The organism is Paenibacillus sp. Y412MC10 (assembly GCF_000024685.1).
In the GTDB taxonomy this organism is placed as follows: Bacteria; Bacillota; Bacilli; order Paenibacillales; family Paenibacillaceae; genus Paenibacillus_AQ; species Paenibacillus_AQ lautus_A.
Genome location: NC_013406.1, coordinates 1,146,213 through 1,170,415, shown reverse-complemented (window position 1 = coordinate 1,170,415; position 24,203 = coordinate 1,146,213). Strand labels below are relative to the sequence as shown.

At 51.2% G+C, this 24,203-nt stretch carries 24 protein-coding genes; 8 read left to right on the top strand and 16 right to left on the bottom strand.

All coding sequences use genetic code 11. The features are described from left to right. Positions 1-352 precede the first annotated feature (352 nt). From GYMC10_RS04965 to GYMC10_RS04955, 3 genes are read right to left on the bottom strand one after another with little or no spacing between them, the layout of a single operon-like run. Entirely contained in the window at positions 353-1,234 is an 882-nt protein-coding gene (locus GYMC10_RS04965) for a diacylglycerol kinase (protein WP_009592325.1), read from the bottom strand. Positions 1,235-1,252: 18 nt separating this feature from the next. Further along, a complete protein-coding gene (locus GYMC10_RS04960) occupies positions 1,253-2,017 on the bottom strand; it encodes a sirohydrochlorin chelatase (protein ID WP_012819137.1) in 765 nt (254 codons plus the stop codon). 3 nt (positions 2,018-2,020) lie between these two features. Beyond that, complete coding sequence (locus GYMC10_RS04955; protein WP_009592310.1) at positions 2,021-2,311, bottom strand: YerC/YecD family TrpR-related protein; 291 nt, start codon at positions 2,309-2,311, stop codon at positions 2,021-2,023. Between the two features lie 292 nt (positions 2,312-2,603). Between GYMC10_RS04955 and GYMC10_RS04950 the strand changes: the two genes are divergently transcribed. Beyond that, entirely contained in the window at positions 2,604-3,194 is a 591-nt protein-coding gene (locus tag GYMC10_RS04950) for a hypothetical protein (protein WP_012819136.1), read from the top strand. 215 nt (positions 3,195-3,409) lie between these two features. Here the strand turns inward: GYMC10_RS04950 and GYMC10_RS04945 are convergent, their stop codons facing one another. The 6 genes from GYMC10_RS04945 to GYMC10_RS04920 all read right to left on the bottom strand — a co-directional run bounded on the left by GYMC10_RS04945 (position 3,410) and on the right by GYMC10_RS04920 (position 9,372). Further along, on the bottom strand, positions 3,410-3,775 hold the full coding sequence (locus GYMC10_RS04945; protein ID WP_012819135.1) for a YrhK family protein: 366 nt from the start codon (positions 3,773-3,775) through the stop codon (positions 3,410-3,412). 206 nt (positions 3,776-3,981) lie between these two features. Further along, the gene (corA, locus tag GYMC10_RS04940; RefSeq protein ID WP_012819134.1) at positions 3,982-4,938 is read right to left on the bottom strand and encodes a magnesium/cobalt transporter CorA; all 957 of its coding nucleotides are present in this window, start codon (positions 4,936-4,938) and stop codon (positions 3,982-3,984) included. A 116-nt stretch (positions 4,939-5,054) separates the two neighbouring features. After that, positions 5,055-6,044, bottom strand: coding sequence for an inorganic phosphate transporter (locus tag GYMC10_RS04935; RefSeq protein ID WP_012819133.1), 990 nt, complete (start codon positions 6,042-6,044; stop codon positions 5,055-5,057). A 14-nt stretch (positions 6,045-6,058) separates the two neighbouring features. Beyond that, on the bottom strand, positions 6,059-6,673 hold the full coding sequence (locus GYMC10_RS04930) for a DUF47 domain-containing protein (protein ID WP_012819132.1): 615 nt from the start codon (positions 6,671-6,673) through the stop codon (positions 6,059-6,061). 231 nt (positions 6,674-6,904) lie between these two features. Next, a complete protein-coding gene (locus GYMC10_RS04925) occupies positions 6,905-8,038 on the bottom strand; it encodes a DUF3048 domain-containing protein (RefSeq protein WP_012819131.1) in 1,134 nt (377 codons plus the stop codon). Between the two features lie 344 nt (positions 8,039-8,382). After that, the gene (locus GYMC10_RS04920) at positions 8,383-9,372 is read right to left on the bottom strand and encodes a zinc-binding dehydrogenase (RefSeq protein WP_012819130.1); all 990 of its coding nucleotides are present in this window, start codon (positions 9,370-9,372) and stop codon (positions 8,383-8,385) included. Positions 9,373-9,503: 131 nt separating this feature from the next. Here GYMC10_RS04920 and GYMC10_RS04915 point away from each other — a divergent pair, with 131 nt between their 5' ends. From GYMC10_RS04915 to GYMC10_RS04895, 4 genes are all read left to right on the top strand, one after another. Next, entirely contained in the window at positions 9,504-10,358 is an 855-nt protein-coding gene (locus tag GYMC10_RS04915; RefSeq protein WP_012819129.1) for a LysR family transcriptional regulator, read from the top strand. A 287-nt stretch (positions 10,359-10,645) separates the two neighbouring features. Beyond that, entirely contained in the window at positions 10,646-11,182 is a 537-nt protein-coding gene (locus GYMC10_RS04905; RefSeq protein WP_012819127.1) for a DoxX family protein, read from the top strand. 261 nt (positions 11,183-11,443) lie between these two features. After that, positions 11,444-11,968 carry a DoxX family protein gene (locus GYMC10_RS04900; RefSeq protein WP_012819126.1) on the top strand — a complete coding sequence of 175 codons (525 nt, stop codon included), beginning with the start codon at positions 11,444-11,446 and terminating at the stop codon, positions 11,966-11,968. 1,065 nt (positions 11,969-13,033) lie between these two features. Continuing rightward, the gene (locus GYMC10_RS04895; RefSeq protein WP_009592282.1) at positions 13,034-13,573 is read left to right on the top strand and encodes a DoxX family protein; all 540 of its coding nucleotides are present in this window, start codon (positions 13,034-13,036) and stop codon (positions 13,571-13,573) included. Between the two features lie 969 nt (positions 13,574-14,542). Here the strand turns inward: GYMC10_RS04895 and GYMC10_RS04890 are convergent. The 6 genes from GYMC10_RS04890 to GYMC10_RS04865 form a co-directional block, all read right to left on the bottom strand. Continuing rightward, positions 14,543-16,420 (bottom strand): M56 family metallopeptidase, encoded by a 1,878-nt coding sequence (locus GYMC10_RS04890; RefSeq protein ID WP_012819124.1) that lies wholly within the window; start codon positions 16,418-16,420, stop codon positions 14,543-14,545. After that, complete coding sequence (locus GYMC10_RS04885; RefSeq protein ID WP_012819123.1) at positions 16,420-16,833, bottom strand: BlaI/MecI/CopY family transcriptional regulator; 414 nt, start codon at positions 16,831-16,833, stop codon at positions 16,420-16,422. The genes GYMC10_RS04890 and GYMC10_RS04885 overlap by 1 nt, the downstream gene beginning before the upstream one ends. A gap of 227 nt (positions 16,834-17,060) precedes the next feature. Further along, positions 17,061-17,801, bottom strand: a complete 741-nt coding sequence (locus GYMC10_RS04880; protein ID WP_012819122.1) for a hypothetical protein — start codon at positions 17,799-17,801, stop codon at positions 17,061-17,063. 337 nt (positions 17,802-18,138) lie between these two features. Beyond that, positions 18,139-18,915, bottom strand: coding sequence for a DODA-type extradiol aromatic ring-opening family dioxygenase (locus GYMC10_RS04875; RefSeq protein ID WP_012819121.1), 777 nt, complete (start codon positions 18,913-18,915; stop codon positions 18,139-18,141). 77 nt (positions 18,916-18,992) lie between these two features. Beyond that, on the bottom strand, positions 18,993-19,820 hold the full coding sequence (locus GYMC10_RS04870; RefSeq protein ID WP_012819120.1) for an alpha/beta hydrolase: 828 nt from the start codon (positions 19,818-19,820) through the stop codon (positions 18,993-18,995). Between the two features lie 307 nt (positions 19,821-20,127). Then, a complete protein-coding gene (locus GYMC10_RS04865) occupies positions 20,128-20,382 on the bottom strand; it encodes a hypothetical protein (RefSeq protein WP_012819119.1) in 255 nt (84 codons plus the stop codon). Between the two features lie 266 nt (positions 20,383-20,648). On the opposite strand from GYMC10_RS04865, the gene GYMC10_RS04855 reads away from it, so the two are divergent. The 3 genes from GYMC10_RS04855 to GYMC10_RS04845 all read left to right on the top strand — a co-directional run bounded on the left by GYMC10_RS04855 (position 20,649) and on the right by GYMC10_RS04845 (position 22,708). Beyond that, positions 20,649-20,984, top strand: a complete 336-nt coding sequence (locus GYMC10_RS04855) for a PadR family transcriptional regulator (RefSeq protein ID WP_009592352.1) — start codon at positions 20,649-20,651, stop codon at positions 20,982-20,984. A gap of 2 nt (positions 20,985-20,986) precedes the next feature. Next, entirely contained in the window at positions 20,987-21,649 is a 663-nt protein-coding gene (locus GYMC10_RS04850) for a DUF1129 family protein (protein ID WP_012819117.1), read from the top strand. Positions 21,650-21,775: 126 nt separating this feature from the next. Continuing rightward, positions 21,776-22,708, top strand: a complete 933-nt coding sequence (locus GYMC10_RS04845) for a hypothetical protein (protein WP_012819116.1) — start codon at positions 21,776-21,778, stop codon at positions 22,706-22,708. A 121-nt stretch (positions 22,709-22,829) separates the two neighbouring features. Here GYMC10_RS04845 and ilvA read toward each other — a convergent pair whose 3' ends face one another. Then, the gene (gene ilvA, locus GYMC10_RS04840; RefSeq protein WP_009592278.1) at positions 22,830-24,098 is read right to left on the bottom strand and encodes a threonine ammonia-lyase IlvA; all 1,269 of its coding nucleotides are present in this window, start codon (positions 24,096-24,098) and stop codon (positions 22,830-22,832) included. Positions 24,099-24,203: the final 105 nt, after the last annotated feature.

Below are 24,203 nucleotides of genomic sequence, written 5' to 3'. Positions count from 1 at the left end.
TCTATATTCCCAATCGGAACACCATCCATAATCAAAGCGGATGATCTTCCGTTATCCTTCATTCGCTTAAACAACAAAAAGCTCCCCCAAGGGAGCTTAGCGCACAAGCTCACGTCCATCATTATACGGGAGCCTCGTATGTTATTCAATCCATTCCGCCTGCAAATCCAATCATTTACTTACAAGAGCCTGGAGCCTAAGCGGCGATCCTCGGCCTGTTCCATCTCATTCCATGGCCCATCGCCCCAATCGCCTATCCATCTCTAATGTGATCAGTCCCCGCTGAGCCTTCGGCAACAACCATCACGCCTTAAGCGCCCGTTGCCTTCCGCCTCTCTACCAGCTAAACATCTCAGCCAAAAATCCGCAAATGCTGCGGCAGAACGCGGAACGTGCCCGGCAGAACGCCGCCGAACTCGCCGTCCAGGTTCAGCTGAACCGGTCCCGGAGAGACGACCTCCATATAGTCGGTGCGGAAATGCACGACTCGCTTGTCGTTGATATGCTCGCCGCGAAGAGCTAGCGTAGCCACGCGCACAAACTCCGCCAGATTGCACTTTCGCAGCGCAATGACGTCGAACAAGCCGTCGTCGATGCTCGCGCCCGGCGCGATTTTGTCGAAGCCGCCAACCGAGTTGCTGTTCGCAATGAGGAACACCATGAACTCGTCATGGATCGCCGGATGACCGCTGGCGTTGATGATGAGCTCCTGCGGCGCGAGGCTGACCATTTTCTCGATCCCCTTCAAATAATACGCCAGCTGCCCGATCATCGTCTTCAGCTTGCTTGGCACCTCGTACGTGAGCTCGGTGAGCGTACCGCCGCCCGCGATATTGATGAAGTAGCGATCATTCGCTTTGCCCACGTCAATCGGACGCGTCTCGCCCCGAATCACCAGATCGCAGTACTCCTCCCAGTTCTTCGAGATGCCGAGCGCCCGCGCAAAATCGTTCGTGGTCCCCAGCGGGAATATGCCCAGCGGCGGGAGGTTATCCCTGCCGGCCATCCCGTTGATGACCTCATTAAGCGTACCGTCTCCGCCGGCCGCGATCACAAGATCGTACCCGCGCTCCACGGCATCCGCCGCTTCGCGAGTCGCATCCCCCTCTCCGGTCGTTGCATGACAGGAGGTTTCGATGCCAGCACTGTCCAGACGGTGCAATATATCAGCAAGCCGACGCTTCATTTCCTCCCGGCCGGAGGTTGGGTTATAGATTAACCTTGCATTTCTCATTAACGATACGCCACCTACTTATGATTTCAAGGATTGAAGAAGACGTTTGGCCTGCGACTCCATCCACTGCGGCAGCAGCGGATGCGGAAGCAAGGTCCTGCCGGAATACCGGCATTCCAGCCCCTGGAGCCGATCGGGTATTACCTTCTCCGTAAAATACCCCTCACTCAAAAAAAGCGGAGCTACGATCACATCGCAGCCGCGCTCCATCCATGCTGTCACCTTGTCCCGCACATCGCCGGGACTGAGTAAGGCATAATCCGCGCCGGTTCCGCTTACCTCGCTAACTCGCTGTGCCAAAGAGTTAATACCCTTTTCCCAGCGGCTGCGAAACAGATCATGCCTGCTGCCGTGTCCGACGAGGAGAATGACCTCCTTCGCCGGGTTCGCGGACAGCTCTTTCACCTTATCCCATACCATGGCCGCAATCTCGGGATCGTCGTCCATCGGCGTACCGAAATGAACCCGGGACCGAACCCGAAACGGCGCCAGGTCCGTCTCCATATCCGGAACGGCCTTCGCTCCTATAGCATAAGCTATTTCGTCGACATGTGTGCTGCCGGACGAGACAAATAGAGGAATGACCACAATGTCGGTGACACCCTGGTCTTCCAAGGCCGTGATGCCGTCCTGAATCAGACGGCCCTCTACCAATTCCAGGTACGAAGATACGACCGGTATATCCATACGGGATGCCAGTCTGTGGACGGCCTCGTCCACAAGCGACACCCATTTCCGTTCACGTGAGCCATGACTGATGACCAGCACACCCGGCTTCGTCATGAATTAACGTCCCAGACGCTCCAGCGTCATTTTGTAACCGTCATTGCCATAGTTCAGACAGCGCTTCACGCGCGAGATCGTGGCGGTGCTGGCTCCCGTTTCTGCTTCAATCTGGTTGTATGTGCATCCCTTGCCCAGCATGCGCGCCACTTCCAGCCGCTGCGACAAGGATTGAATTTCGTTCACGGTACAGAGATCGTCGAAGAATACATAACATTCCTCCACGCTGTCCAGGGTTAATATCGCTTCGAATAATTGATCGATGCTTTTATCATTTAGCTTCTTTAATTGCACTGGATGATCATCCCCTATTGTTACTGTGTGTATAACACTCGCACTCCCATTGTACCCGAGCGGATATAGTATTTTCAAGCATTAACGATTTCACGCACTACAGGACAACCACCCCTTAGGGGGACTCATCCCGCATAAACGCTCTCATTCACGTCCGAAAGAGGCGCGCTAAAATCTTCCTGGGCCATCGCCCGATTCCGCTCCTATCCCGAAAATCGGGACATCCGCCTAAACCCATCGCCCGCCCGTATCATACAGTATAGTATCTTAACTCAAAAAGGAAAGTGATATCATGACGCGTCATTCTCACTATTATCATCGCCGACCCACGAATAACCATCGCTCCCTCAATTCATATGAATCACTGCCGCAGGATCCAACACCGTACCCTGGCATCACGCCATACGGCGATTATCCGGAAGTCGGTGAAACGGCGTTATATCCATATACCGACGGCGTAACGGATCTGGAGGCTTCGGCTTCGGCTCTCGCTCCCTCCACGAATTCCGGCGGCGGCGGGCTGGCAAGTCTCCTCGGCGGAGGAGGCGGCAGCGGCGGTGGATTAAGCAAGCTTCTCGGCGGGCTCGGAGTCAACAATATGAGCGACATCAAGGGCCTCATCGACCGGATGGGCGGCATCGACGGCATCGTCAACAACATCGGCAAGGTACAAAAGGTCATGCAGGGCTTCCAGCAGCTTGCGCCCATGTTCTCCGTGCTGGCAGGCGCACTTAAGAAGAAGGGTAGCGGATCGTCTTCGACTGCCTATACGGATCAGAATGAAGACGGCTACGAATACAGACCGAGAAGACGGCGGTCCTCGGGAAGCAGACGCCGCTCCGGCTCGCGCAAATCGTCTTCCGGCAAAAGACGGCGCCGTTAACCTATGTAATCGGTGCACACGACACTTTATATGCCGTGCAATACTATCAAACAGTGCAGGTTCTGATTAGCGAAGTATCAGATCTGTCGGGATGGGTCCATCAGATACGTTAGGGCCCACCATGGCGGTATGCACGGAACCCTCATACATCACGCAGGCTCCAGTCTGTACCCCCAGACTGGAGCCCTATCTTTTTTACGGCCTGTATATCCTCATCAGCGCGTCCAGTCCCCTTCGGGGCCGGCTTCTTTATTCTCGACGTTTTCCAGCGATTTTAACCGGAACCAATACGAACCGCGCAAACCGGAACGCAGCAGCATCGTGATACTGCCGAGCAGGTACAGCACCGTCGGGATTCGTTTCATCTGGGGATAGAACATCATGATGCTGCCTGCGATGAACAGCAGGCCCGTGGCGATCTCGCTGATGACCATGCCCGCCTCGTAACGGTTCGTGACGGCGAGCTTTCGTTTTCGTTTCCTAGCTAAGCGAAGCATCCGGCGCAGCAGCCGGGAACGCAAAGGCTCGTCAGGTTGACGCGATGAACGCTTCTTAGGATGTTGTTTGAGCCCGAGTTTCATATGCAGTCCCTCCTCAGCAAGCCTTTACCCTTTACGAAAGAACAAGAAACGACAGCTATTTAGCATTCGCTCTTCTTGTATGGGACAACCTTCCCCGCTTTATCTCTCTTCAAACTACCGCTAACCCAGAACTTCGGCCGACACAGATCCACCGGCTGAATCCCTGCTTCCGTTGGCTTAACAGTATTTACCGCCTTAGAACCTCCTTATTTAAACCAGCCTCTGCGCATAAACCACAACACCATGCCTCCGCCCAACACGAACATGAGGAGGAGCACGAAGAAGTATCCATAATGCCACCCCAGCTCCGGCATGTTCTCGAAATTCATCCCATAGATCCCGGCGATCAGGGTGAGCGGCATGAAGATCGTCGTGATAACGGTCAATGTCTTCATGATTGTATTCATCCGGTTCGAATTCACCGATATGTAGCTGTCCCGTAGATCCGCCGTCATCTCGCGGTCCGCCTCGATCATGTCAGCGAGCTTCAGCAGATGGTCATAAATGTCGGAAAAATAAGCATGATGCGCGTGATGCTCCATATGCTGCGAGTTCACGATCCGGTACAGCAGATCCCGCATCGGCACCACCGTGCGCCGCAGGCGGAGCAGCCTTGAACGCAGCGCGAAGACCTGATTCATCAGGTCCTCGACCGAATCCTTCTCCCCTTGGCTTTCCAGCTCGGCCAGCTCGTCCTCGATGGCAAACAGGCTGGGAAAATACTGGTCCACCAGCTTATCCATAATCGTATACGCCGTGAAGCTCGGGCCGTCCTGGCCCAGCGGCCCCTTGCCGGCAGCCGAGAGCACGCGTTCCCAAGCCTCGTCCATTTCCGGCAGCGCCTGCTGGTGGAAGGAGACCACGAACGAAGGGGCCAGGAACACATCCACCTCGACCGCCTGCAGCGTATCCGGCTGAAGGGCATGCAGGACAAAGAACTGCATGTTGTCGTAATAATCCAGCTTCGGCCGCTGCAGGACGTGCAGGCAATCCTCCACCGCCAGCGGATGGAAGTGAAAATAGGTCTCCAGCTTCCGCGCTTCCTCCGGCGTGGGATTGCTGAAATCGGCCCAGATCCAGGCATAGTCCTCCATCCGGATCTCTTCCAGCGTAAGCCCGGTTACCGGTTCATAGCTTGGCGTAATCGCCAGTACGCGTATCATGATTGGCTGTCCCCTTCCCCTGTCCTCTGTAGCATCGATTCTTTTAAACAAAAAAAGCCAATCGATTCCTGATTGGCCCCACAACTATCCGTTTCTCTATGTGTAATGATTCATGTTTAGAAAAGAATTTTAAAGATGACTCCTGCCAGTACGGCCGTAATCGGAATCGTAATAAACCAGGTTACCACGATGCGTCCTGCCAAGGACCATTTTACGGCAGAGAAGCGTTTCGCCGAGCCTACGCCGAGAATTGCCGACGTAATGGCATGCGTCGTACTGATCGGCAAGTGAAGCAATGTTGCCGAGAAGATAACGGAAGCGGCCGAGAAGTCAGCGGCGAACCCGTTGATCGGCTCGATTTTGAATATTTTCGTACCCATGGTCTTGATGATCTTCCAGCCGCCTACCGACGTACCGAGCGCCATCGCTGTGGCTGCAGAGACTTTAACCCAGAAGGGCACTTCCATCTCCTGCAATTGACCGGACGTCACGAGAGCAAAGGTGATGATACCCATCGCCTTCTGCGCATCGTTGGTACCATGCGTAAAGGACTGCAGCGCTGCCGTAAAGATCTGCATCGTACGGAAGCCTTTGTTTACCGTATGCGGACTGCGCTTGGCAAAGATGACCTTGAGCAGCTGCATGACCAGATAACCGATCACGAATGCGATAATCGGCGACAGGACCAACGCGAGCACGATGTCCTTAAATCCGCCGTAATTCAGCATGTCGCTTCCCGCACCGACGAATACTGCGCCGGCCAATGCCCCGATCAGGGCATGGGAAGAGGACGAAGGCAATCCGAACCACCAGGTAACCAGGTTCCAGATGATTGCTGCAAGCAATGTTGCAATAACAACCTCGATCCCGTTATCCAGCTTGGTCGGATCCGCGACGCTGCCGCCGATGGTTTTGGCAACGCCCGTGAACATCATCGCGCCGACGAAGTTCATGCTCGCTGCGAGCAGTATGGCTACCCGCGGCTTCAGGGCCCGGGTCGATACCGACGTTGCAATGGCATTCGCCGTATCGTGGAACCCGTTGATGAAGTCAAATGCAAGCGCCAAAAAAACAACTATTACTAATACTAACATCGTTGTATCCATTGTTCAGGACTCCCTTACGAGTTGCGCATAATGATGGATTCCAGCATATTTGCCACGTCTTCGCAGGTGTCCGTGGTCGTCTCAAGACGTTCGTAAATCTCTTTCTTCTTGATCAGCAGAATCGGGTCAGAGACGGTGGCAAACAGATCCTTGATACAGATCCGCAGCAGCTCGTCGCCTTGGTTCTCCAGATCGTTCAAGCGGATCGTGTATTCACGAATCGCCAGAAGTTTCTTCTGGGAGAGCAAATGAATGGCTTTCTGGATTTCATAAGCCGATTGACGCAGAATCTCTGCAAACTGCACCATGTACTCGTCAGGCTTGCCCAGCTGATACATATAGAAACGGGATGCGGTCGCTTCCAATCCGTCCATTACATCGTCCATGCTGGTTGTCAGGTCCATGATGTCGTCGCGTTCGATTGGCGTAATAAATGTTTTGTTGAGTTCAGTAATGATGGTATGCGTGTAGGTATCACACTGCGACTCGTACTTCTTCATTTCGTTGGCAAATTCAAGCACATCTTCAAGATTGGAAACGTGCTGCGAAAAATAGTCTGCGGCTTGTACCACCGTATCGGCCATATTCTCCAGCGTTTGGAAGAATATATCCTTTTTCTTCATTTTCATACTCTTAACCCCTTTTTTCGATAAATTGCCGCGAACGCCCTGAAAAGATAGACAACCTTGACTATCTTATCACATCCATGGCAGGGTGTGTATAGAAAAGTAACACTCAAAAATGTAAGGAACTAACAAAACAGAAGATGCATGGATATCCCTTCGATTCCCTTGCCTATTAACATCTCCGTATGCGTGCAAATTATCCCGAAACGGCAGGCTGATTCGCTGCCTCGAATTCTAGGGATTCGAGATCGTCACGTGGCTTTCAAAAGAAGGCGTGTTGGGCACAATGTTGAAATATGTCGTTCCCGGAACCAGCGGCACTTCCTTGCCGTCCTTCACGAAACGGATCGCATCGCCCGCAGCGCGTACCCACTGCCCCTTGATGACTTCCCCGCGCTGGAACAGCATCGCTTCCCCGCCCGCTTCCACGTTCACGGCAAGCCGGCCCACGTCATCCAGCACCTTATGGTCCGCCCCCAGCACGATCACATTCGCGGCCTCCAGCTGAACGTTATCGTTGAGGTCCACATGCGGCGATCCGTTGATCGACCGTTTGTACGTGTTGGAGGAACCGTCATATTGATAATCCACGACATAGCTGTCCAATAAAAATTTGATTTCTACCTTCTCGGCAGCCTCCCCTGAAATAACCTCAACCGGTTCAGTGCCCTCTTCACCATCGGCGCTTGCAGCGATCGCCTCCGGATAGAACGTATACTCTGGCACCTTCACATCGTTGCCGTAATTCAGCTTAGCGGCTCCTTCACGAAGCTTCTCGTCGCTGGAATACAGATTATGCGGCGCTTTGCGGTCCTTGGCTCTCCAGAAGTAGGCGCCTGCATTCCCGATTTCGTCCATGTCCTGCTTGCCTTGCCTCTGAATGATGCTGTAGGCTTCCGGGCTTCCTCCCGCATGCACCAGAACGCCTCCGTAGCTCTCGCCAAGATTGATCAGATACGGTCGGATGCTGCGAATCGGCCCGATCTTCTCAATGTCGCTCTGGCTTTGGAAGATACCGATCAGCCGCGTGATTCCTCCCTCCGCCAGCACTTCATACACCATGTCCGCTTGACTGAGACCCGACTGCGGCCTAGCAGCCGGTGCGTTATTGATCATAACGGCCAGCGGGCGCTGCGTCAGTGACGCTTCTAACGGCAATCCCGTCAGAGGTGCCTTATATGGAGAAGAGGTTTCCTCCTGGGGCACTTCGACCGGCTGCTCGACCGGAGCCTCCACCACGGGTGCCGGCGTTGGCTCCGCCTGCTGTTTACCGCCGCTGCATCCGGACAGCAGCAATGCTGTCGCCATGGACAACAAGCTTGTCCTCCACGCGAAATTACGAAAAGACAAAGACCCTTTGCTAAACATATTGTTTCCCCCTATGAACGCTCCCATTACTTATTACCCTAAATTTCCAGACCATTTACCCGTAATTTCCAACCGACGTTTCAACTTTAATTTACATTTAATCACAAAATCCGTGCTTTGTCTGTATATAGAAGAGATACTATCCTTTAATGAATCACCTTGACAGCATGGCCTTGGCAGCAGTTCCAACTCAAACCATGGTGAGGTTCTTAATGACCCGGTTTGTGACATAAAAAAGTCTCTTAGAAGGCATACGTACAGTGCGTATGCCTTCTAAGAGACTTCCTGCTTCCATCCATTTATTTAGCCGCAGAAGTTTCCGAAGGGAAACGAGAAGCCGACTATCATTCGATCCGCAAACCAATATTGCCAAACTGCTCGCCCGCCGTCATCCGCCGGAACGCATCCAGAATCTCATCCAGCGGGTACATCCGGTCGATCAGGGGCGCAATGGTGTGCTCCTCCATGAACCGAAGCATCTCTCCGAACTCCTCGCGGCTCCCCATCGACGTACCGATCCAGGACAGCTGCGGAAAAAATAATGCTCTCAGCGAAACCTCGACCGCGTCGCCGGAGCTGGCCCCAAAGCTGACGATCCGCCCATTCGGCTTGATCACATCCAAGTATCGGGGAAAGGTTGCCGGACCGATACTATCCAGAATCACGTCCACCTTCTCCCCTTGCAGCTCTTCGTTCCAATCCCCGCCGCTCGAAAAAGCCCTATGCACGGAATAGCGCCGCGCTTCTTCGAGCTTGCCTTGGCTTCGGGAAGTGACGCTGACGACAGCCCCCGCATTCTGGGCCATGAGCATGGCGTAGGTTGCAACCCCGCCTCCTATACCTGGTATAAGCACATGCTCGCCAGGCTTGATATGTGCCCTCGTAAACAGCGCACGGTAGGCCGTTAGCGCGGATAAAGGTAATACTCCCGCTTCCTCCCATGTCAGGTATGTTGGCTTTCTGAAGGCATTGTCCGCTGGGATGACGACCGTTTCAGCAAACGTACCGTCCGTGGGTCCGCCCAGGATCTGCGGCACCACCGGGACCTCTTCGGTGTTATCCCAACCGATCGTCGGATGGATGATGACTTCCGTGCCGACCGTCAGACTCCCCACTCCTTCACCCACGGCATCAATGATGCCTGCGCCATCTGAGCCCAGAATGAGCGGTGCATCCGCCGCATGACGTCCCTTCATCAGAAACAGATCGCGGTGATTGAGTCCGGCCGTCTTTAAACGGACCCGGATCTCACCAGGACCCGGTTGTTTCGATTCCATATTGCCGACCCGAAGTCCGTCCAGACCGCTCCGGCCGCGATGAATGGCTGCTTTCACATGAATCTCTCCCTTCTTCCGGCTTGTGTAGGCCATGTTAGGTTCAATTGTATAGATCGCCTCAGAGCATGTAAAATGAGTAGTAATGAATATGGCATTCAGTCAGAATGAAAGTCAGGAAGGTGAGACTAATGGAAAGCGGAGATTTACGGATATTCCGCGCAGTAGCGGAGGAAGGCAGCATTACACGGGCGGCCCAACGCCTGCAGTATGTTCCCTCCAACGTCACGGGCCGGATCCGCCAGCTGGAGGACAGTCTCCAGACGCCCCTGTTTATCCGAAGCAATCGAGGGATGGAACTGACCGGGGCCGGCGAGCGCCTGTTTGGATACACGCGTCAAATTTTAAATTTGCTGGATGAAGCGGAGAAATCCGTACAGGCAGAGGATACGCCGCGGGGACCGCTACGAATCGGTGCGATTGAATCTACCGCCGCTGCATATCTGCCAGGACGCCTGGCCGACTATTATGCCCGTCACCCCGAGGTCAGCCTGTCCCTCACCACGGGCAACTCCAGCGTGCTGATGCAGCAAGTGCTGGACCGCGAACTGGACGGCGCTTTCGTGTACGGACCTTTGACGCACCCTATGCTGAAACAGATTCCTTCGTATAATGAGGAACTGGTGCTCATCTCCGAAGCCGGAGCGGCAAGCCAGCAGGAGCAGCTGCAGAAGCCGATGCTTATTTTGTCGACAGGCTGCACTCACCGATCCAGAGTGGAGCGCCTGCTGGCCGAAGCTGGCGTTCAACATCCGCAAATCATAGAGTTCGGTTCGCTCGAAGCCGTGTTAGGCGGGGTTGCTTCGGGTCTCGGCGTAGCGCTTCTCCCAAGGTCCAATGCCGTTTCGCTTTCCAACGAGAAAAACATTGCAGCCATGACACTGCCGGAGTCCTACCGCGATGTCGTGGTGTATTTTATCTATCACCGCGACGTGCCGCTGAGCAGCGCCCTTCGAGCTTTTCTGGAGCCGGAGAATCAAAAATGATTGAAGTTTGACCCTCAAAGCGGGCACATCGGATCGAATAACCACAGCGAGAGAATCCCTGCACTCCTGAAAACGAAAACGATTGACTAATCTAGTCAATGGGAGGATTAGATTGAATGTTCACAACTTTGTGATATTTATCACGTGTATTGTGAATATTTTCACTTATAATAAAGACATAGAGAAGGTGATCACTTCCCAAGGCAACATGAACAAACAACATCGGCATCAGAAACAAGCAATTATGTTAATCCAAAAAATTAAAACTCATTTAAGGAGTGGTTTATATGTTTAACAATTGGCTGAGAACAAACAAAGTGGCAATGTGGTTACTGACATTCATCCGGGTCTACATCGGGTATGAATGGATGACGGCAGGTTGGGGCAAATTGACGGGCGGATTCGAAGCAGGCGGATTCCTGCAAGGCGCGATTGCCAAAGCAGCCGGCGATCACCCCGCCGTCCAAGGCTGGTGGGCAGCGTTCCTGGAGCACGCGGCACTGCCGGGCGTGAAGCTCTTCAACTTCATCATCCCGCTCGGTGAGTTCCTCGTCGGTGTCGGACTGATCCTCGGTACCTTCACCACCTTCGCTGCCCTGATGGGTCTGGTCATGAACGCCGCGTTCCTCTTCTCGGGCACCGTGAGCACCAACGCCCAAATGCTGCTGCTTGAAGTGCTGATCATCGTTGCTGCTGCCAACGCCGGTAAAATCGGTCTCGACCGTTGGGTTCTCCCTTACCTCCGCGGCCTGTGGAACAAAATGACGCACCGTGATCATGAGCCAAAAGCGCCGACGACTCATCTGAAAAAACGCACAGCTTAAACATCGTAAAGATCATGCAAGACGGTGGAGAACTCCGGTTCTCCATCGTCTTTTTTTCATACCAAGAACCTATGCCAAATCACAGTCTATGCGAATACTGTATTTAAATACAGATTTTTGCAAATATGAATAATTTGTGATGATGCGACATTATATAGATCGTTGCTGTTTTTTTCGGCTTCCGTCGCGCTTATGAATTTCAAATTTGCAAAAATCCGAAAACAAAAAAGAGAATGATTATTCATCGGAGGAGTGGTGTTGATGTTTATTCAATGGTTACAATCCAGCAAAATCGCGATGTGGCTGCTGACGGTCATTCGGGTGTACGTCGGGTATAAGTGGTTGTCGGCTGGCTGGGGCAAGTTAACGGGAGGCTTCGATGCGAGCGGATTTATGCAGGGAGCCATCGCCAAGTCCACCGGCGAGAATCCCGCGGTTCAAGATTGGTGGGCCGTATTCCTCAAGCATGCTGCACTCCCCGGCGTCAAATGGTTCAACGTCATCATTCCGCTGGGCGAATTCCTCGTCGGGCTCGGCCTGATCCTCGGCTCGTTCACCGTGTTCGCTGCGCTGATGGGGCTGGTGATGAACTCGGCGTTCCTCTTCTCCGGTTCGATCAGCATCAATGGTCAGCTCCTGCTGCTCGAATTCCTGATTATCCTCTCAGCGGCCAACAGCGGAAAACTCGGCATCGACCGTTGGCTCATGCCTTATCTTCAGAATAAATTCACGCGCAAAGCGAAAATCAGCAGCGACTCCTCTCCTTTACAGAATCAAGCAGTCTGATTTACAGGGAATGCGGGGGTAAATTAGAGTTCAAAAGTAATTTTAAATAATCTCAAGTTGGATCGTATCCGGTCATACGCTTCTCGTCAGCTAAATTCGCGTCCCATAGCTAAATCCATCTCGTTTCTTCTTCCTAACAGTAAGATTTGAATGTTTCTCCTCTATCCGTACTTTTTCTGCTTGCCTTTTCAATAAGTCATCGGGTGACCGCGGCCACCGGTACCGGTCATCCGTGTTTTATAAGCGGTTTTGCCTAGTAATACATTCACGACGAACCTCATGGTCCAGGGAATGGCATCTCCCAATGCGTTACGCATTATCTACTCGCTCCAGGTACTAGGTGCTTTTTTACGCTTACTGCTAACAGCTAGCTGAGTTTCCGCTGACGATTTACTACTCCGCTTGCTGATTTTGCATTTACCACTTCCTATTTTGCATATCATTTACTGGATATGTGCCTACTCCATGCAGCTTTTTCTTATCACTTACCGGTTTACGTCTACTGCATATTGCTTTGCTTATTACTTACTGGCTTTATACGTAAAACTTACTTATGCTCTGCTGATTGATATTGGTTGTGCGTGTGTTTCTTACCGTTTGATGTCTTTTGCTTTATTCTATTTCTTCTGCCATTTGAACACTTTGCCTTACTTATTACATACTGGTTACTGCCACTACATACAGTTCTGCTCATTGCACATTTCTTACTATTTACTACTTATTTCCCTCCTACAATACTCCAAACAACCATGCTAACATCACGTATCATACTGGTTAATCTCCATCACACCCCGTATTTTCTCCTAAGCCTCTACATATACTGCTCCTATTTCTCCACCCCTTTCACCTGTCACTCCCCCTGCCAACTCACGAATTTAAAGTTTTTTATGATTTTTATCACTAATGTGATTTAAATCACATATATTGTGATTTATTTCACTTATAATAAAGACATGAAAGAGATGATCATCTTCCTAAAGAACAACATCACAGAACTTCAACATCCGAGAATTGGCAAGGAAGCTTTCATAAAAAAGAAAATCATACTTTTAAGGAGTGGTTTATATGTTTAACAACTGGCTGAGAACAAACAAAGTGGCAATGTGGTTACTGACATTCATTCGGGTCTACATCGGGTATGAATGGATGACCGCAGGTTGGGGTAAATTGACGGGCGGTTTCGAAGCAGGCGGCTTCCTGCAAGGCGCGATTGCCAAAGCTGCCGGCGATCACCCCGCCGTCCAAGGCTGGTGGGCAGCGTTCCTGGAGCACGCGGCACTGCCGGGCGTGAAGCTCTTCAACTTCATCATCCCGCTCGGTGAGTTCCTCGTCGGTGTCGGACTGATCCTCGGTACCTTCACCACCTTCGCTGCCCTGATGGGTCTGGTCATGAACGCCGCGTTCCTCTTCTCGGGTACGGTGAGCACCAACGCCCAAATGTTACTGCTTGAAGTGCTGATCATCGTCGCTGCTGCCAACGCCGGTAAAATCGGTCTAGACCATTGGGTTCTCCCTTACCTCCGCGGCCTGTGGAACAAAATGACGCACAGAACAACGAAAGGCGACGGCACCACCCACACACCTTTCAAAAAACAAACCGCATAACATTGTAAGCAACTGAAACCTAAACAACTAACCTATTGATTAAACAACCCGACTTGAGCAATCAAGCCGGGTTGTTTTTGTTGTGGCACGTTGGAGTTACGGCATATCACCTCGTGTTTTAGCATACGTTTGGGTTTTGGCATGCTGCTCATGCTTTGGCATATGTCTGAGCTTAGGGTTTTATTTGAGCTTTGGCATACGTCTGAGCTTTGGCATTTGTCTGAGCTTTGGCATACTGCTGAGCTTTAGCTTACGTTTAAGCTTTAACATACGTTCGAGCTTTAGTATACGTTCGAGAGTATACGTTCGAGAGTATACGTTCGAGCGTTGTGCTTACGTTCGAACGTTAATTTATACGGCACTAACTAACTACTTACAATTTTAGCGGACTCAGCGGACCTTATTTTGACCAAAACCACCTTTTCTTTAATGCTAACGGACCAGAGATCCGTTATTCTCCGAATTTGGCCTTCATATTACGTGATATCCGCTATTTAACGGATCGTGTGTCCGATAGATCCCCCAATTGCGAGCAAAAAGCAAAAATAGCGGATCTGAGGTCCGATACGGCCAGGCCGTAACTGTGTGACATACAACTTGGGAGCCTACGAACTCTCTTTAGAGCGCTGCCTGGAAAGCCAGGCTTTTTCATGCAATCGCATTTTTGGCATTTCGAATCATGATTTACGAACCGCTAAATTCCTCAAAATTGAAAAGTGGGCTCTATTTTTGACCGCAAATTAAGCCAATGGGATCAGGTCTTCATTCGTCAACGGATGTCCCGGATCGGTTGTGATGCTAAATGACTTGCCGTTTTCAATCCAGAAAAGCAAGTTGATTATATATTCCTTTCCCAGTTTGGATTCTCTTCTTTCGGACTGCAGAAAAATCATGATCAACAAAAGAACCCATGCAATCCCATTTACAGGACTGCATGGGCCTATCGCGCAAAATAGCTAGCTCAAAATGTTATTTCTGCACCGCTGCTTTCAGAATTTCGACCTTCTGTTCCTTGGACATATCCCATGTGGTTGAAATGCTGTATTCGAAGCCGCCTTCATGCCAAAAAACGTATTTTGGATAGATATCCGCCGGTAAGTCATCCTCAAAGAAACCTTTTTTCTTACTTCCTTCTGAGTCCAACGTATATTTAGAAATGGCCAGCGTGTCTTTCCCGTTCGTATATTCAAGACGGATGGTTGCCGCCTCTTTCCAGTCTATCTTTTTCGCGTAGACGGGTTTTCCGCTCTTCTTGCCTTCGGACCTTACTTCTTCAAGGAACATTCCTTCGGTTGGACCTTCAATTCTCGCTTTGGCAAACTTATATCCTTCCGGCAGGTTGGCAGGCTGCTCCAGGATGGAACCTTCCAGCGTGGAAGCTCTTTTCAGGTAGTCCTCGTAAGCAGAGAATTTTTCTATTCCTCCCCAATAACTTAGGTCGAATCCGCTGTTAAGATCCTTATATTTATGATACAGAACGTACATATCACCAGTCTCTTTACTTAGTTTCTTCACTCGATTGGTCTCATCTTCGATATACTTCTTTTCCTCTGGAGTTAGAGCCTTGGCTGCGGCTTCTGCTTTTTTCCGGGCCTGTTCCATTTCTTTCTTGTAAAGCTCGCGGTCTATATCCCCCTCGGGATAGATCATATCCTGATCATTATTCACAGCAGCTTTTGAATCCTTCTCCGATTGCACTGGAGCTTTTTGCGGTACGTTCCCCGCATTGCTTTCCTTTGCATTAACCAACGTCACGCTTCCAAGCGCGAGAATCATTCCCAGCCCCAAAATGGACAGGCGGTAGGATTTTTTGTTAAAATGCTTAATCATTTTAAGTCTCCTTTTCATTTGTTTATGCGTGGCGGACAGGCCGGCAAGCCCCGGCTGGCGATGGTATCCTGAAAAATGCTCCAACACATGGATGATCGTTTGTCCGTATGCATTGTTTTGCTGCGGGCTCATCCGATCCAAGACGCATGCATCGCAAGCCATCTCCTGGTCTTGCCTTGCCTTATGTACGGCTAGCCATAATAACGGATTAAACCAGTGGATGATCAGGATGATATGCATCAACCAGTTCACTGCCACATCCCGCCGCTGAATATGCGCGAACTCATGCGCAAGAATATATTGAAGCTGCTCCTGTTTCAATGTGATGAGCAGGCTTGGCGAAATGACGATCGCCGGCTTACTAAAACCGACCACGGCAGGTCCGGGAATTCGCTCGCTAGCCAAAAACTGAACTTTTCGCTTCACGCCTAATTGCTGTTTCGTCTCGTGAAACACTGCCGATAGAGAAGGCGTATCCATTTTTCGGCCCGCGCGCAGGGCTTGTTTCAATCGAAGCTGGTCGTAGACCGTTTTCGCGGCAAGAATCAGCACGCCCGCAAGCCAAACCGACATCAGTATATTGGTGTAACCTATTTGCTTGAACCCATTCCACCAAAAACTGCTCTCCTGCACGGGTTCTGATTCAAGGGATGGAGCAGGTACTTCCGAAGTTCCGCCTGCTTCCAGATTTAAAGAACTCTCAGCGCGAACCAGCGCTTTGCTGATTCTCCCCGTTTCCTTCCAAAGCGGTGGAACTTGAGTTTGTTGATGAATGCCGGGCACGATGGCCTCCAGAGACAACACATTGTATAGGCTAAGCGAAGATTCCGGGGCCCAAGGGAGCAGCAAGCGAATGGCCACAGGAAACCAAAGCCAGTATCTCCATCTGGCTTCAATCTTGTTTTTTAGTAGAAATTGCAGGATCAGGACAAGGACGATCATGATGCCGGCCATGAACGATCCGCGAATGACCCAGCCGAAAAACAATAATAAATTTTCATGCAATGTATGACTCATCAGGGCTCTCTCTTTTCTGCTTCCCCGTCGCTGCTGTTCTCGTCAAACAAAGCCTTCAGATCCTCGATTTCTTGCGCATTCAGTTTTTTATCCTGCAAAAAGTTGGCCAGCATTGGCTTTAAGGCCCCCCCATAAAGTTTTTTCATGAAGGATTTGGTTTCAGACTGCAGATACTCCTGCTCGCTGATGATCGGATAAAATAGTTGGGTGCGCTTTGAACCCTTTTCCAGTTTCGCACCCGCTGCTTCCTTCTGCACCAGACGACTGAGGAGCGTCCGAGTTGTATTGGGGTTCCACCCCATCAGATCCGTCATTTTCTTTACGACCTCGCTGGAAGGGCAGTCCGGATTAGCCCACAATACGCGCATAATTTCCAGTTCTGCATCCGTAATCGGTGGTATTTGATGATTCATGCATGAAACCTCCAATGTTAATTCATTCAAACTACATGTGTAGTTATGTTAATGCTACGATTGTAGTTTGATAATGTCAACATGTTTGGTGAAGAAAATATTCTTGGTTTAGTTACATGCAGTATACTTGTACCGCTTGTGGGCATGTTGATCTGCAAAAGAACTCATGCCATCCTATTTCTAGAGCTGTATGGGCTTGTCCGCAAGACCTATAGCTGACGCGAATGTTATTTTTTCACCGCTGCTTTCAGAATCTCGATCTTCTGTTTCCTGGACAGATCCAATGAGGTTAGTGAAATACTGTATTCAAATTTGCTGCCATCATTCCAAAAAACGTATTTTGGAAAAACATGCGTCGGCAGCTTATCGTTAAAGAAACCTTTTTTCTTGCTTCCCACCGAATCTACCGCATACTTGGAAAAGCCCAGCGTGTCTTCTCCGTTCGTATATTTAAGACGGATGGTTGCCGCTTCTTTCCAATCTATCTTTTTCATGTAGATGGGCTTTCCGCTCTTCTTGCCTTCGGCTCTTACTTCATCAACGAACTTTCCTTCGATCGGGGCTTCAATGACCGCTGTTAAGAACTTATATCCCTTTGGCAGGTTCGCAGGCTGCTGCAGAATGGATCCTTTTAGGGTTGAAGCTTTTTTCATGTAGTCCTCGTACGTAGTGAATTCATGCACCCCTCCCCAATAGCTAATATCAAATCCGCTATTTAACTTTGGGTATTTATGATACAAAACATACATATCACCCGACTCTTCGGTTAACTCCTTTACTCTCTGGATCTCTTTTTCGATAAACTTTTTTTCCTCTGCCGATATAGACTTGGCTGTTTCGGCTGTTTTTTTAACAGCGGATGCTTGAGCTTTCTTGACGGATTGTGCCTCCGCCGCAAGGTTTGCGGAAGTACCCAGTAATAGAATGCTGCTTAGGGTCGCGATTGCTACTTTCGTTGCTGCTTTCATTTGGTAATGCTCCTCTCCTATAATCTTTATTCATAAACTACAGCTGTAGTTACAAATCAATACTACAATTGTAGTCCAATAATGTCAACACGGTTTGTGCAGAAAAATTTTTGGGTTTGGTTGAATACAAAAAATAGCCCCAGCGCCTGCGGATCATGGCGAAAAAAACCATGCAATCTTATTTCAGACTGCATGGGCTTGTGTATAAGACCTATGGCGCTACGTTCTGGTTCTCCGGCATCCGCATAGCGGGTGTTTTTTTGTTTCGCGCGTTTCACGCGCTCAAACGGCCCAAACACAACAAAAGCCGAGCTTGTGATCCAAGCTCGGCTTCTCATTATTCGAATGACCAGCAGTTCAGACTCAAACTGCCATATTGGTAAGATTGAAACAATCGCTTTGCCTTGCGGCCGTTGTCCGCAGCTCCCATCGCATAGAACAAGGGAACAAAATGCTCCCGTCCGTAGGAAGGTACGGCGTCGCTGGCATGAGGCGCTTTTTTGTCATACGCAAACAGATTGTGCAGGTCCCAATTCGACAGCTGCTCCGCAACCCATTCGTCGAATTCAGCTGCCCATGCATCCGGCTCATCGCTCTGATGCACCATCCGCAGATTGTGCACCAAGCCGCCGCTGCCGATAATCAGAATGCCTTCATCACGCAAATCGGACAGCATCGCACCGATGGAATATTGTTCGCTTGGTGAGCGCTTGGAGTCCACGGACAAGGCCACCACGGGGATATTCGCATCGGGGTACATTTTGCGCAGAATGACCCATACCCCATGGTCCAGTCCGCGGCCGGTTACGGCTTTGGCGTGCAGATTCTTTGCCTCAAAACGCTGACGGATCTGAAATGCCAGCTCCGCACTGCCTCGGGCAGGGTACGTAATCTTGTACATCTCTTCCGGAAATCCGTAAAAATCATGCATGGTTCCATGCTCGGCGTCCTCAGTCAACCGTTGATCCGGATCGTCCCAATGGGCAGAAAATACCGCAATACCTCTAGGTGCAGGCAGCTCCCGCCCCAACTGCTCAAGGAAGCGGGTGTACTCGTTGTCCTCCAGGGCCATCATCGGCGAACCATGGGCAATAAATAAAGCAGGTAACGTCATCGATGCCACCTCCAGCTTCAAAATCAAGGGACAACTCTATTGTACCGTTAAATCGCCCATTATGCCAAATAACTCCCTTAAATCATCCAGTTCTGCCATTCCTGCTGAATGTTCTCCTGCCCGTTTAACCAATCCCGCGTCCGCTCAAGGAGCAGCTGGCGCTGAGGTCCGGCAGAGTACGTGTGATCGGCCTGGAAAATAATCTCCTTGTCGCAGCGGCCTTCCTGACGCATCCAGAACACCTTTTGAAACAGGAAAGCGTAGTCCACCGGAATCACCTCATCCGAGGTACCATGGACGACCAGCACATTGCCCGTAAACTTGATCGCTTCCTGGAATGGCTGCCCCTGAGCCAGCGAATCGAAAAAGACCGGGGTAAACGAGTATCCCAAATAATCGGCGGAACCCGACTTAACCGAGGTGTCGTACACGTCGCGACCGGTGATTTTGACGATATCGTTGAACGGGTATCCTACCGCAGACCACAGAATCAGATTTTTCACCCGGCGATCGCGAACGGCCGTCTGCAGGGCGACGGCGCCGCCCAGGCTATGTCCGAGGAGCGTGATTCGCGTCGGATCGACATCCGCGCAGCTGAGTCCGTAATCAAGAACGGAACGCGTCTGGGCAATCATCGAGTCGAGTCCTTCGCTGCCGTAATTGCCCGAGCTTTCCCCGCATCCGATATAGTCGAAACGGATCACCATGTACCCGTCTTCGGCAAACTCGCGCGCCGTTTTGACAAACAACCGATCCACGCCGATCCGGCTTCCCACAAAGCCATGGCAGATGATGACCAGCGGGACCCGATTGCACCGGCTTCCGTGAGCCGATTCCTTCAATGGGTAATGGATGGTTGCCGTAAGTTCCTCTTGATTATGCCGGATTGTAATTTGCCGCTCCATGCCGATTCCTCCTTGCGATAACGCGCCGTAATCATAATATTAATAATTCCGATAAGATTAATATGAATTAATTAAACTTATCTTAGCATCGTGATTATGGATTGTCAACGCAATTGAGCATCGGCAAACGCAAACTGAGCATAGGTGTGACGGTGCGATGAACGCTGAATTGGCGGTATGCAGCGAGATTCAGCCTATTTAAAGCTGGCGGTTAAGAAACGGCCATTCTGCCCTCTACCTGTATTACGGACTAACGTAGCATCCGTTTGCCAAGTCGTTCATCCCGCTGACGCCCGCACCTCCAGCCTTACTCGTAACTCTGGCGAAACATCGCATGAGTTTCTTCGCGCCCGCTCCAATCGTTCATCCAGGTCTTCCCGACCGGATCATTCTCCCATAAGGATGCGGCGGAGAGATCATGGTCCTCACGCTCGGAGACGAATTCTCCTTCAGGCTGGGCCGGTGTCACATCCAGAGCACCGCTGTTTGCGATTACCTCCTGCCCTTGTACCGGCACAGCGTCTCCTCCGTGCAATTCATCGTCAAAAAAGCTAGCGCTCATCTGAGAACTCCTCCTTCTTATCCCTGAATGATCAGGGCGTTGTGTATAGATTCAGAATGCTTATTATTGTGAAATAGGAGCCGGAGAATTATACCTTGTTCACGAAGGTGACAAGATTCAGCAGCACTACCTTGCATTGCAAGCATGTTGTCTGCTATCATATATTGCATAACAAGGTAGTCTGCTATCGTGCCTACTCGCAGCCCAACCCTTTGCGCCTCACTACCTTGCATTGCAATATACCTGAAGGAGGAATTCCCACATTCATGACCACCCAAAGTCAAATGCTAAAAGGCATTCTCGAAGGCTGCATCCTCTCGCTCATGGAGCATCGGGAGGTTTACGGTTATGAGCTCAGCACGCTGCTGGAAGACAGTGGGCTGACGTTTGTGAGCGAAGGCAGCATCTATCCCCTGCTGCTGCGCATGCAGAAAGAGCAGCTGATCGAAGGTACCCTAAGGCCCGCGCCAGGTGCCGGGGGACCGCCACGCAAATATTACAATTTGACCGATAAAGGCCGGCAGGTTCTTCAACAATTCAAGGAACATTGGGGAACGCTTAAAGATAGTGTGGACCACATTTTAACCCGCGGAGGACAGTAAAGATGAATACCAAACAGATGATCAAAGAGAACAACCGACTCCAAGATGCCATGAAGCCGAACAACCTAAGCTATTACCAAGACATGGTGGTCTATATCCGCAGCAGCTCCGTGCAGGAGCAAAAAGGCGAGGAGCTGCTGCTCGAAATCGCCCAGCACCTGCTGGACGCGCAAGCCAAAGGCAAAAGCGCCGAGGAGGTATTCGGAAGCGATCCCGAATCCTATTGCAAGGAGCTGGTCGAGCAGCTGCCAAAAATGAAAGGCCTCAGCAGCCTCCAATTCCATCTCATGATCCCGTGGGTGGCCTTAACCTGGTTTTTCTTCGTTCAGGCTCTGGTCGGGTTCATCACGATGTGGGCCGGGGGTCCGGTCGAACGCATGACGCAGGTACGCATATCGACCCTGATTCTGATCGCAGGCGGTTCCTATGTGCTGATCCACGCATTGCTGAGATGGATGAAGAACGACGCCTTCAAGCCGGCGGAAGACAAACGCAAGGTGAATGCTCGCAATATCGGGATTTATGTCGCCATCACGGTAGTGATATTGGTAGCGGGCGTGTGGCTGGGACGGCTGCTGCCGGTGCTGACGGTTGCGCCATGGATCAGCCTCGTCATATTCCTGATCGGAATCGCAGGGACCAAACTTCTTTTTTCGAGCAAATAATACAAACTCGTCATGAATTCGCGGGCGGCGCTTAACAAAATCTTTAATATTTTTTCGTTCTTTGTAAACTAATGTTCTATAGAAGATGATAGGATAAGGGTAATGTGTGGTAAGGGAGGAAAAACCATGTTAAAGTCGAAAAAATCCGCGATTGCTGCCATCCTTGCACTTATTCTATCGATCCAGACCGGCGTTATCGCTAGCGCAGCACCTGCATCCCAAGCTGGCTCAAATGCAGTTTCAAGCAAAGCTACCGCCTTCGGCAATGCCGTGTACAACAAAGCCAATAAACTGCTAAAGGAATCCGACGTGGCTTATGCCAAGTCTTACATCACCAAGCATATCCGCAGCGTGACCGCGTATCAGGCGACCATGCTGGTGCTTAAGCTGGAGAATGCGATGAATGATGCGCTCCCGGCAAAAACCGACAAGGTGTACGAAATCGGCATTCAGGATAAACTGATGAACTTGTACAAATTCGGGGAGCCGATTAATACCACCATTAACAAAACCAAGGATGAAACGCTCCGAAAGGTGCTCATCAACCTGCGCGACAGCGGCTACAGGCTGTATACCACCGAGGGCGTGATCTTCCCGATCATCGACTATACCACGCTGAAGCCATACAAGCCTTATATCAACAAGGATATTCAGGCCTATATCGACATCATGGTCGTTGAATCCGAGAAGCCTGCCGTCAGTGATGCCGCTTTGGTGATTCCATGGAGCGAGGTCATCGATCGGGGACTAACGCAAGAGGCCTTTATCAGTGCGCACCCCAAATCCAATCGGACTGCGGACGTGAAGCTGAAGCTTCGATTCACCGAGCTTAGCTTATACTACGGTTATAACAACACGCCGCTGTTCAAATACGAGGACAATCTGCTGGACCCGGAAGTGCGGCAAGCATTCGATAAAGTACTGAAGGACAGCGACGCCGTTTCCAAAAGCGCGCTTCTCAAAAAGCTCAAGTCCTGGTCCGACGTGCTGGAAAGCAACAATGACAAGCTGAACCAGGAAGTGGAGCGGTACCGTGCCAAGGCGGTTCCGATTGACTGAGCCATCCTGGCGTTAACGGCGGGTGACGCCATGGACCACAAGAGGGCCATACATGAAATAACTAGAAAAGCCGGAGTTCCCGTTAGGGGAATCCGGCTTTTTATGGTGTTCCATGTACCTCTTAAATCAGCAGATTGAACAGGTTCATGTTCTTGTTCAGCTCCGTGTAATCCAGTCCCTTGCGCTGCATCCGCTCCACCAGCGGGCCGTAATCCTCCGGCCTCAAGAGCTCGATGCCCACCAGGGCAGGCCCGTCTTCCTTGTTATGCTTCTTCGTATACTCGAAGCGCGCGATATCGTCGTCGGGACCGAGCACTTCCTCCAGAAACTCGCGGAGTGCACCCGCACGCTGCGGGAAGTTGATCATGAAGTAATGCTTCAGCCCTTCGTAAATCAAGGAGCGTTCCTTGATTTCCTGCATCCGGTCGATATCGTTATTGCCGCCGCTGATGATGCAGACGACCGTTTTCCCGCGAATCCGGTCCCGGTTCATATCCAGGGCCGCGACGGCCAGCGACCCCGCCGGCTCCACAACGATCGCATTCTCGTTATACAGCTCCAGGATGGTGGTGCAGGCCTTGCCTTCCGGTACCGTCACGATATCGTCCACCAACTCGCAGCAGATGTCATACGTCAGCTGCCCGACGCGTTTCACGGCAGCGCCATCCACGAATTTGTCGATCTCATGCATGGTGACGACTTCGCCCTGCTTCTTGGACTCGATCATGGACGCTGCGCCAAGCGGTTCAACGCCGATGACTTGCGTCGTTGGGCTGACGGTTTTGACGTACGTTGCCACGCCGGCTGCAAGACCGCCGCCGCCGATGGTGACAAACATATAGTCGGCAGGCGCGTCCAGCTCCTCCATAACCTCCATCCCGATCGTGCCGTTGCCCGCGATGATCTTCGCTTCATCGAACGGGTGGATAAAGGTCATGCCGTACTCGTCGCATGCCTTAATCGCTTCGGCATATGCATCATCGAAGGTATCCCCTGTCAGAATGACCTCGACGCTGCCCCCGCCAAAACGCTTCACCTGCTTCACCTTCTGGTTCGGGGTCGTGCTCGGCATGTAAATCTTGCCTTTGATATTCAGCGCGTTGCAGGAGAAAGCCACCCCTTGCGCGTGGTTGCCCGCGCTTGCGCACACAATGCCGTTGCTGCGTTCTTCCTCCGACAAGCTGCGAATCATATTGTAAGCGCCGCGGATCTTGAAGGAGCGAACCACCTGCAGGTCCTCGCGCTTCAGATACACTTCGCAGTCATACTTGGCTGACAGTACTGCATCCCGCTGCAGCGGCGTGCGTACGATCACTTCGCGAAGCACGTGGTGTGCGCGCACGATGTCCTCCATGCTGACTGCCCGTTTTGCCGTATACGTCTCTTCCATTCTCTCGATCACACTCCCACTTCGCTGCCAGGTAAACGTTGATCCATCCGCTACCCTTATTTACGTATTTCTATCATTGTATCACTTTTCATGAAAATATCCCGC

What these genes read in the sequence shown, in the direction of transcription:
- GYMC10_RS04965 (WP_009592325.1), bottom strand. Translation starts at nt 1,234, where the DNA reads ATGAGAAATGCAAGGTTAATCTATAACCCAACCTCCGGCCGGGAGGAA.
- GYMC10_RS04960 (WP_012819137.1), bottom strand. Translation starts at nt 2,017, where the DNA reads ATGACGAAGCCGGGTGTGCTGGTCATCAGTCATGGCTCACGTGAACGG.
- GYMC10_RS04950 (WP_012819136.1), top strand. Translation starts at nt 2,604, where the DNA reads ATGACGCGTCATTCTCACTATTATCATCGCCGACCCACGAATAACCAT.
- GYMC10_RS04945 (WP_012819135.1), bottom strand. Translation starts at nt 3,775, where the DNA reads ATGAAACTCGGGCTCAAACAACATCCTAAGAAGCGTTCATCGCGTCAA.
- corA (WP_012819134.1), bottom strand. Translation starts at nt 4,938, where the DNA reads ATGATACGCGTACTGGCGATTACGCCAAGCTATGAACCGGTAACCGGG.
- GYMC10_RS04935 (WP_012819133.1), bottom strand. Translation starts at nt 6,044, where the DNA reads ATGGATACAACGATGTTAGTATTAGTAATAGTTGTTTTTTTGGCGCTT.
- GYMC10_RS04930 (WP_012819132.1), bottom strand. Translation starts at nt 6,673, where the DNA reads ATGAAAATGAAGAAAAAGGATATATTCTTCCAAACGCTGGAGAATATG.
- GYMC10_RS04925 (WP_012819131.1), bottom strand. Translation starts at nt 8,038, where the DNA reads ATGTTTAGCAAAGGGTCTTTGTCTTTTCGTAATTTCGCGTGGAGGACA.
- GYMC10_RS04915 (WP_012819129.1), top strand. Translation starts at nt 9,504, where the DNA reads ATGGAAAGCGGAGATTTACGGATATTCCGCGCAGTAGCGGAGGAAGGC.
- GYMC10_RS04905 (WP_012819127.1), top strand. Translation starts at nt 10,646, where the DNA reads ATGTTTAACAATTGGCTGAGAACAAACAAAGTGGCAATGTGGTTACTG.
- GYMC10_RS04900 (WP_012819126.1), top strand. Translation starts at nt 11,444, where the DNA reads ATGTTTATTCAATGGTTACAATCCAGCAAAATCGCGATGTGGCTGCTG.
- GYMC10_RS04895 (WP_009592282.1), top strand. Translation starts at nt 13,034, where the DNA reads ATGTTTAACAACTGGCTGAGAACAAACAAAGTGGCAATGTGGTTACTG.
- GYMC10_RS04890 (WP_012819124.1), bottom strand. Translation starts at nt 16,420, where the DNA reads ATGAGTCATACATTGCATGAAAATTTATTATTGTTTTTCGGCTGGGTC.
- GYMC10_RS04885 (WP_012819123.1), bottom strand. Translation starts at nt 16,833, where the DNA reads ATGAATCATCAAATACCACCGATTACGGATGCAGAACTGGAAATTATG.
- GYMC10_RS04880 (WP_012819122.1), bottom strand. Translation starts at nt 17,801, where the DNA reads ATGAAAGCAGCAACGAAAGTAGCAATCGCGACCCTAAGCAGCATTCTA.
- GYMC10_RS04875 (WP_012819121.1), bottom strand. Translation starts at nt 18,915, where the DNA reads ATGACGTTACCTGCTTTATTTATTGCCCATGGTTCGCCGATGATGGCC.
- GYMC10_RS04870 (WP_012819120.1), bottom strand. Translation starts at nt 19,820, where the DNA reads ATGGAGCGGCAAATTACAATCCGGCATAATCAAGAGGAACTTACGGCA.
- GYMC10_RS04865 (WP_012819119.1), bottom strand. Translation starts at nt 20,382, where the DNA reads ATGAGCGCTAGCTTTTTTGACGATGAATTGCACGGAGGAGACGCTGTG.
- GYMC10_RS04855 (WP_009592352.1), top strand. Translation starts at nt 20,649, where the DNA reads ATGACCACCCAAAGTCAAATGCTAAAAGGCATTCTCGAAGGCTGCATC.
- GYMC10_RS04850 (WP_012819117.1), top strand. Translation starts at nt 20,987, where the DNA reads ATGAATACCAAACAGATGATCAAAGAGAACAACCGACTCCAAGATGCC.
- GYMC10_RS04845 (WP_012819116.1), top strand. Translation starts at nt 21,776, where the DNA reads ATGTTAAAGTCGAAAAAATCCGCGATTGCTGCCATCCTTGCACTTATT.
- ilvA (WP_009592278.1), bottom strand. Translation starts at nt 24,098, where the DNA reads ATGGAAGAGACGTATACGGCAAAACGGGCAGTCAGCATGGAGGACATC.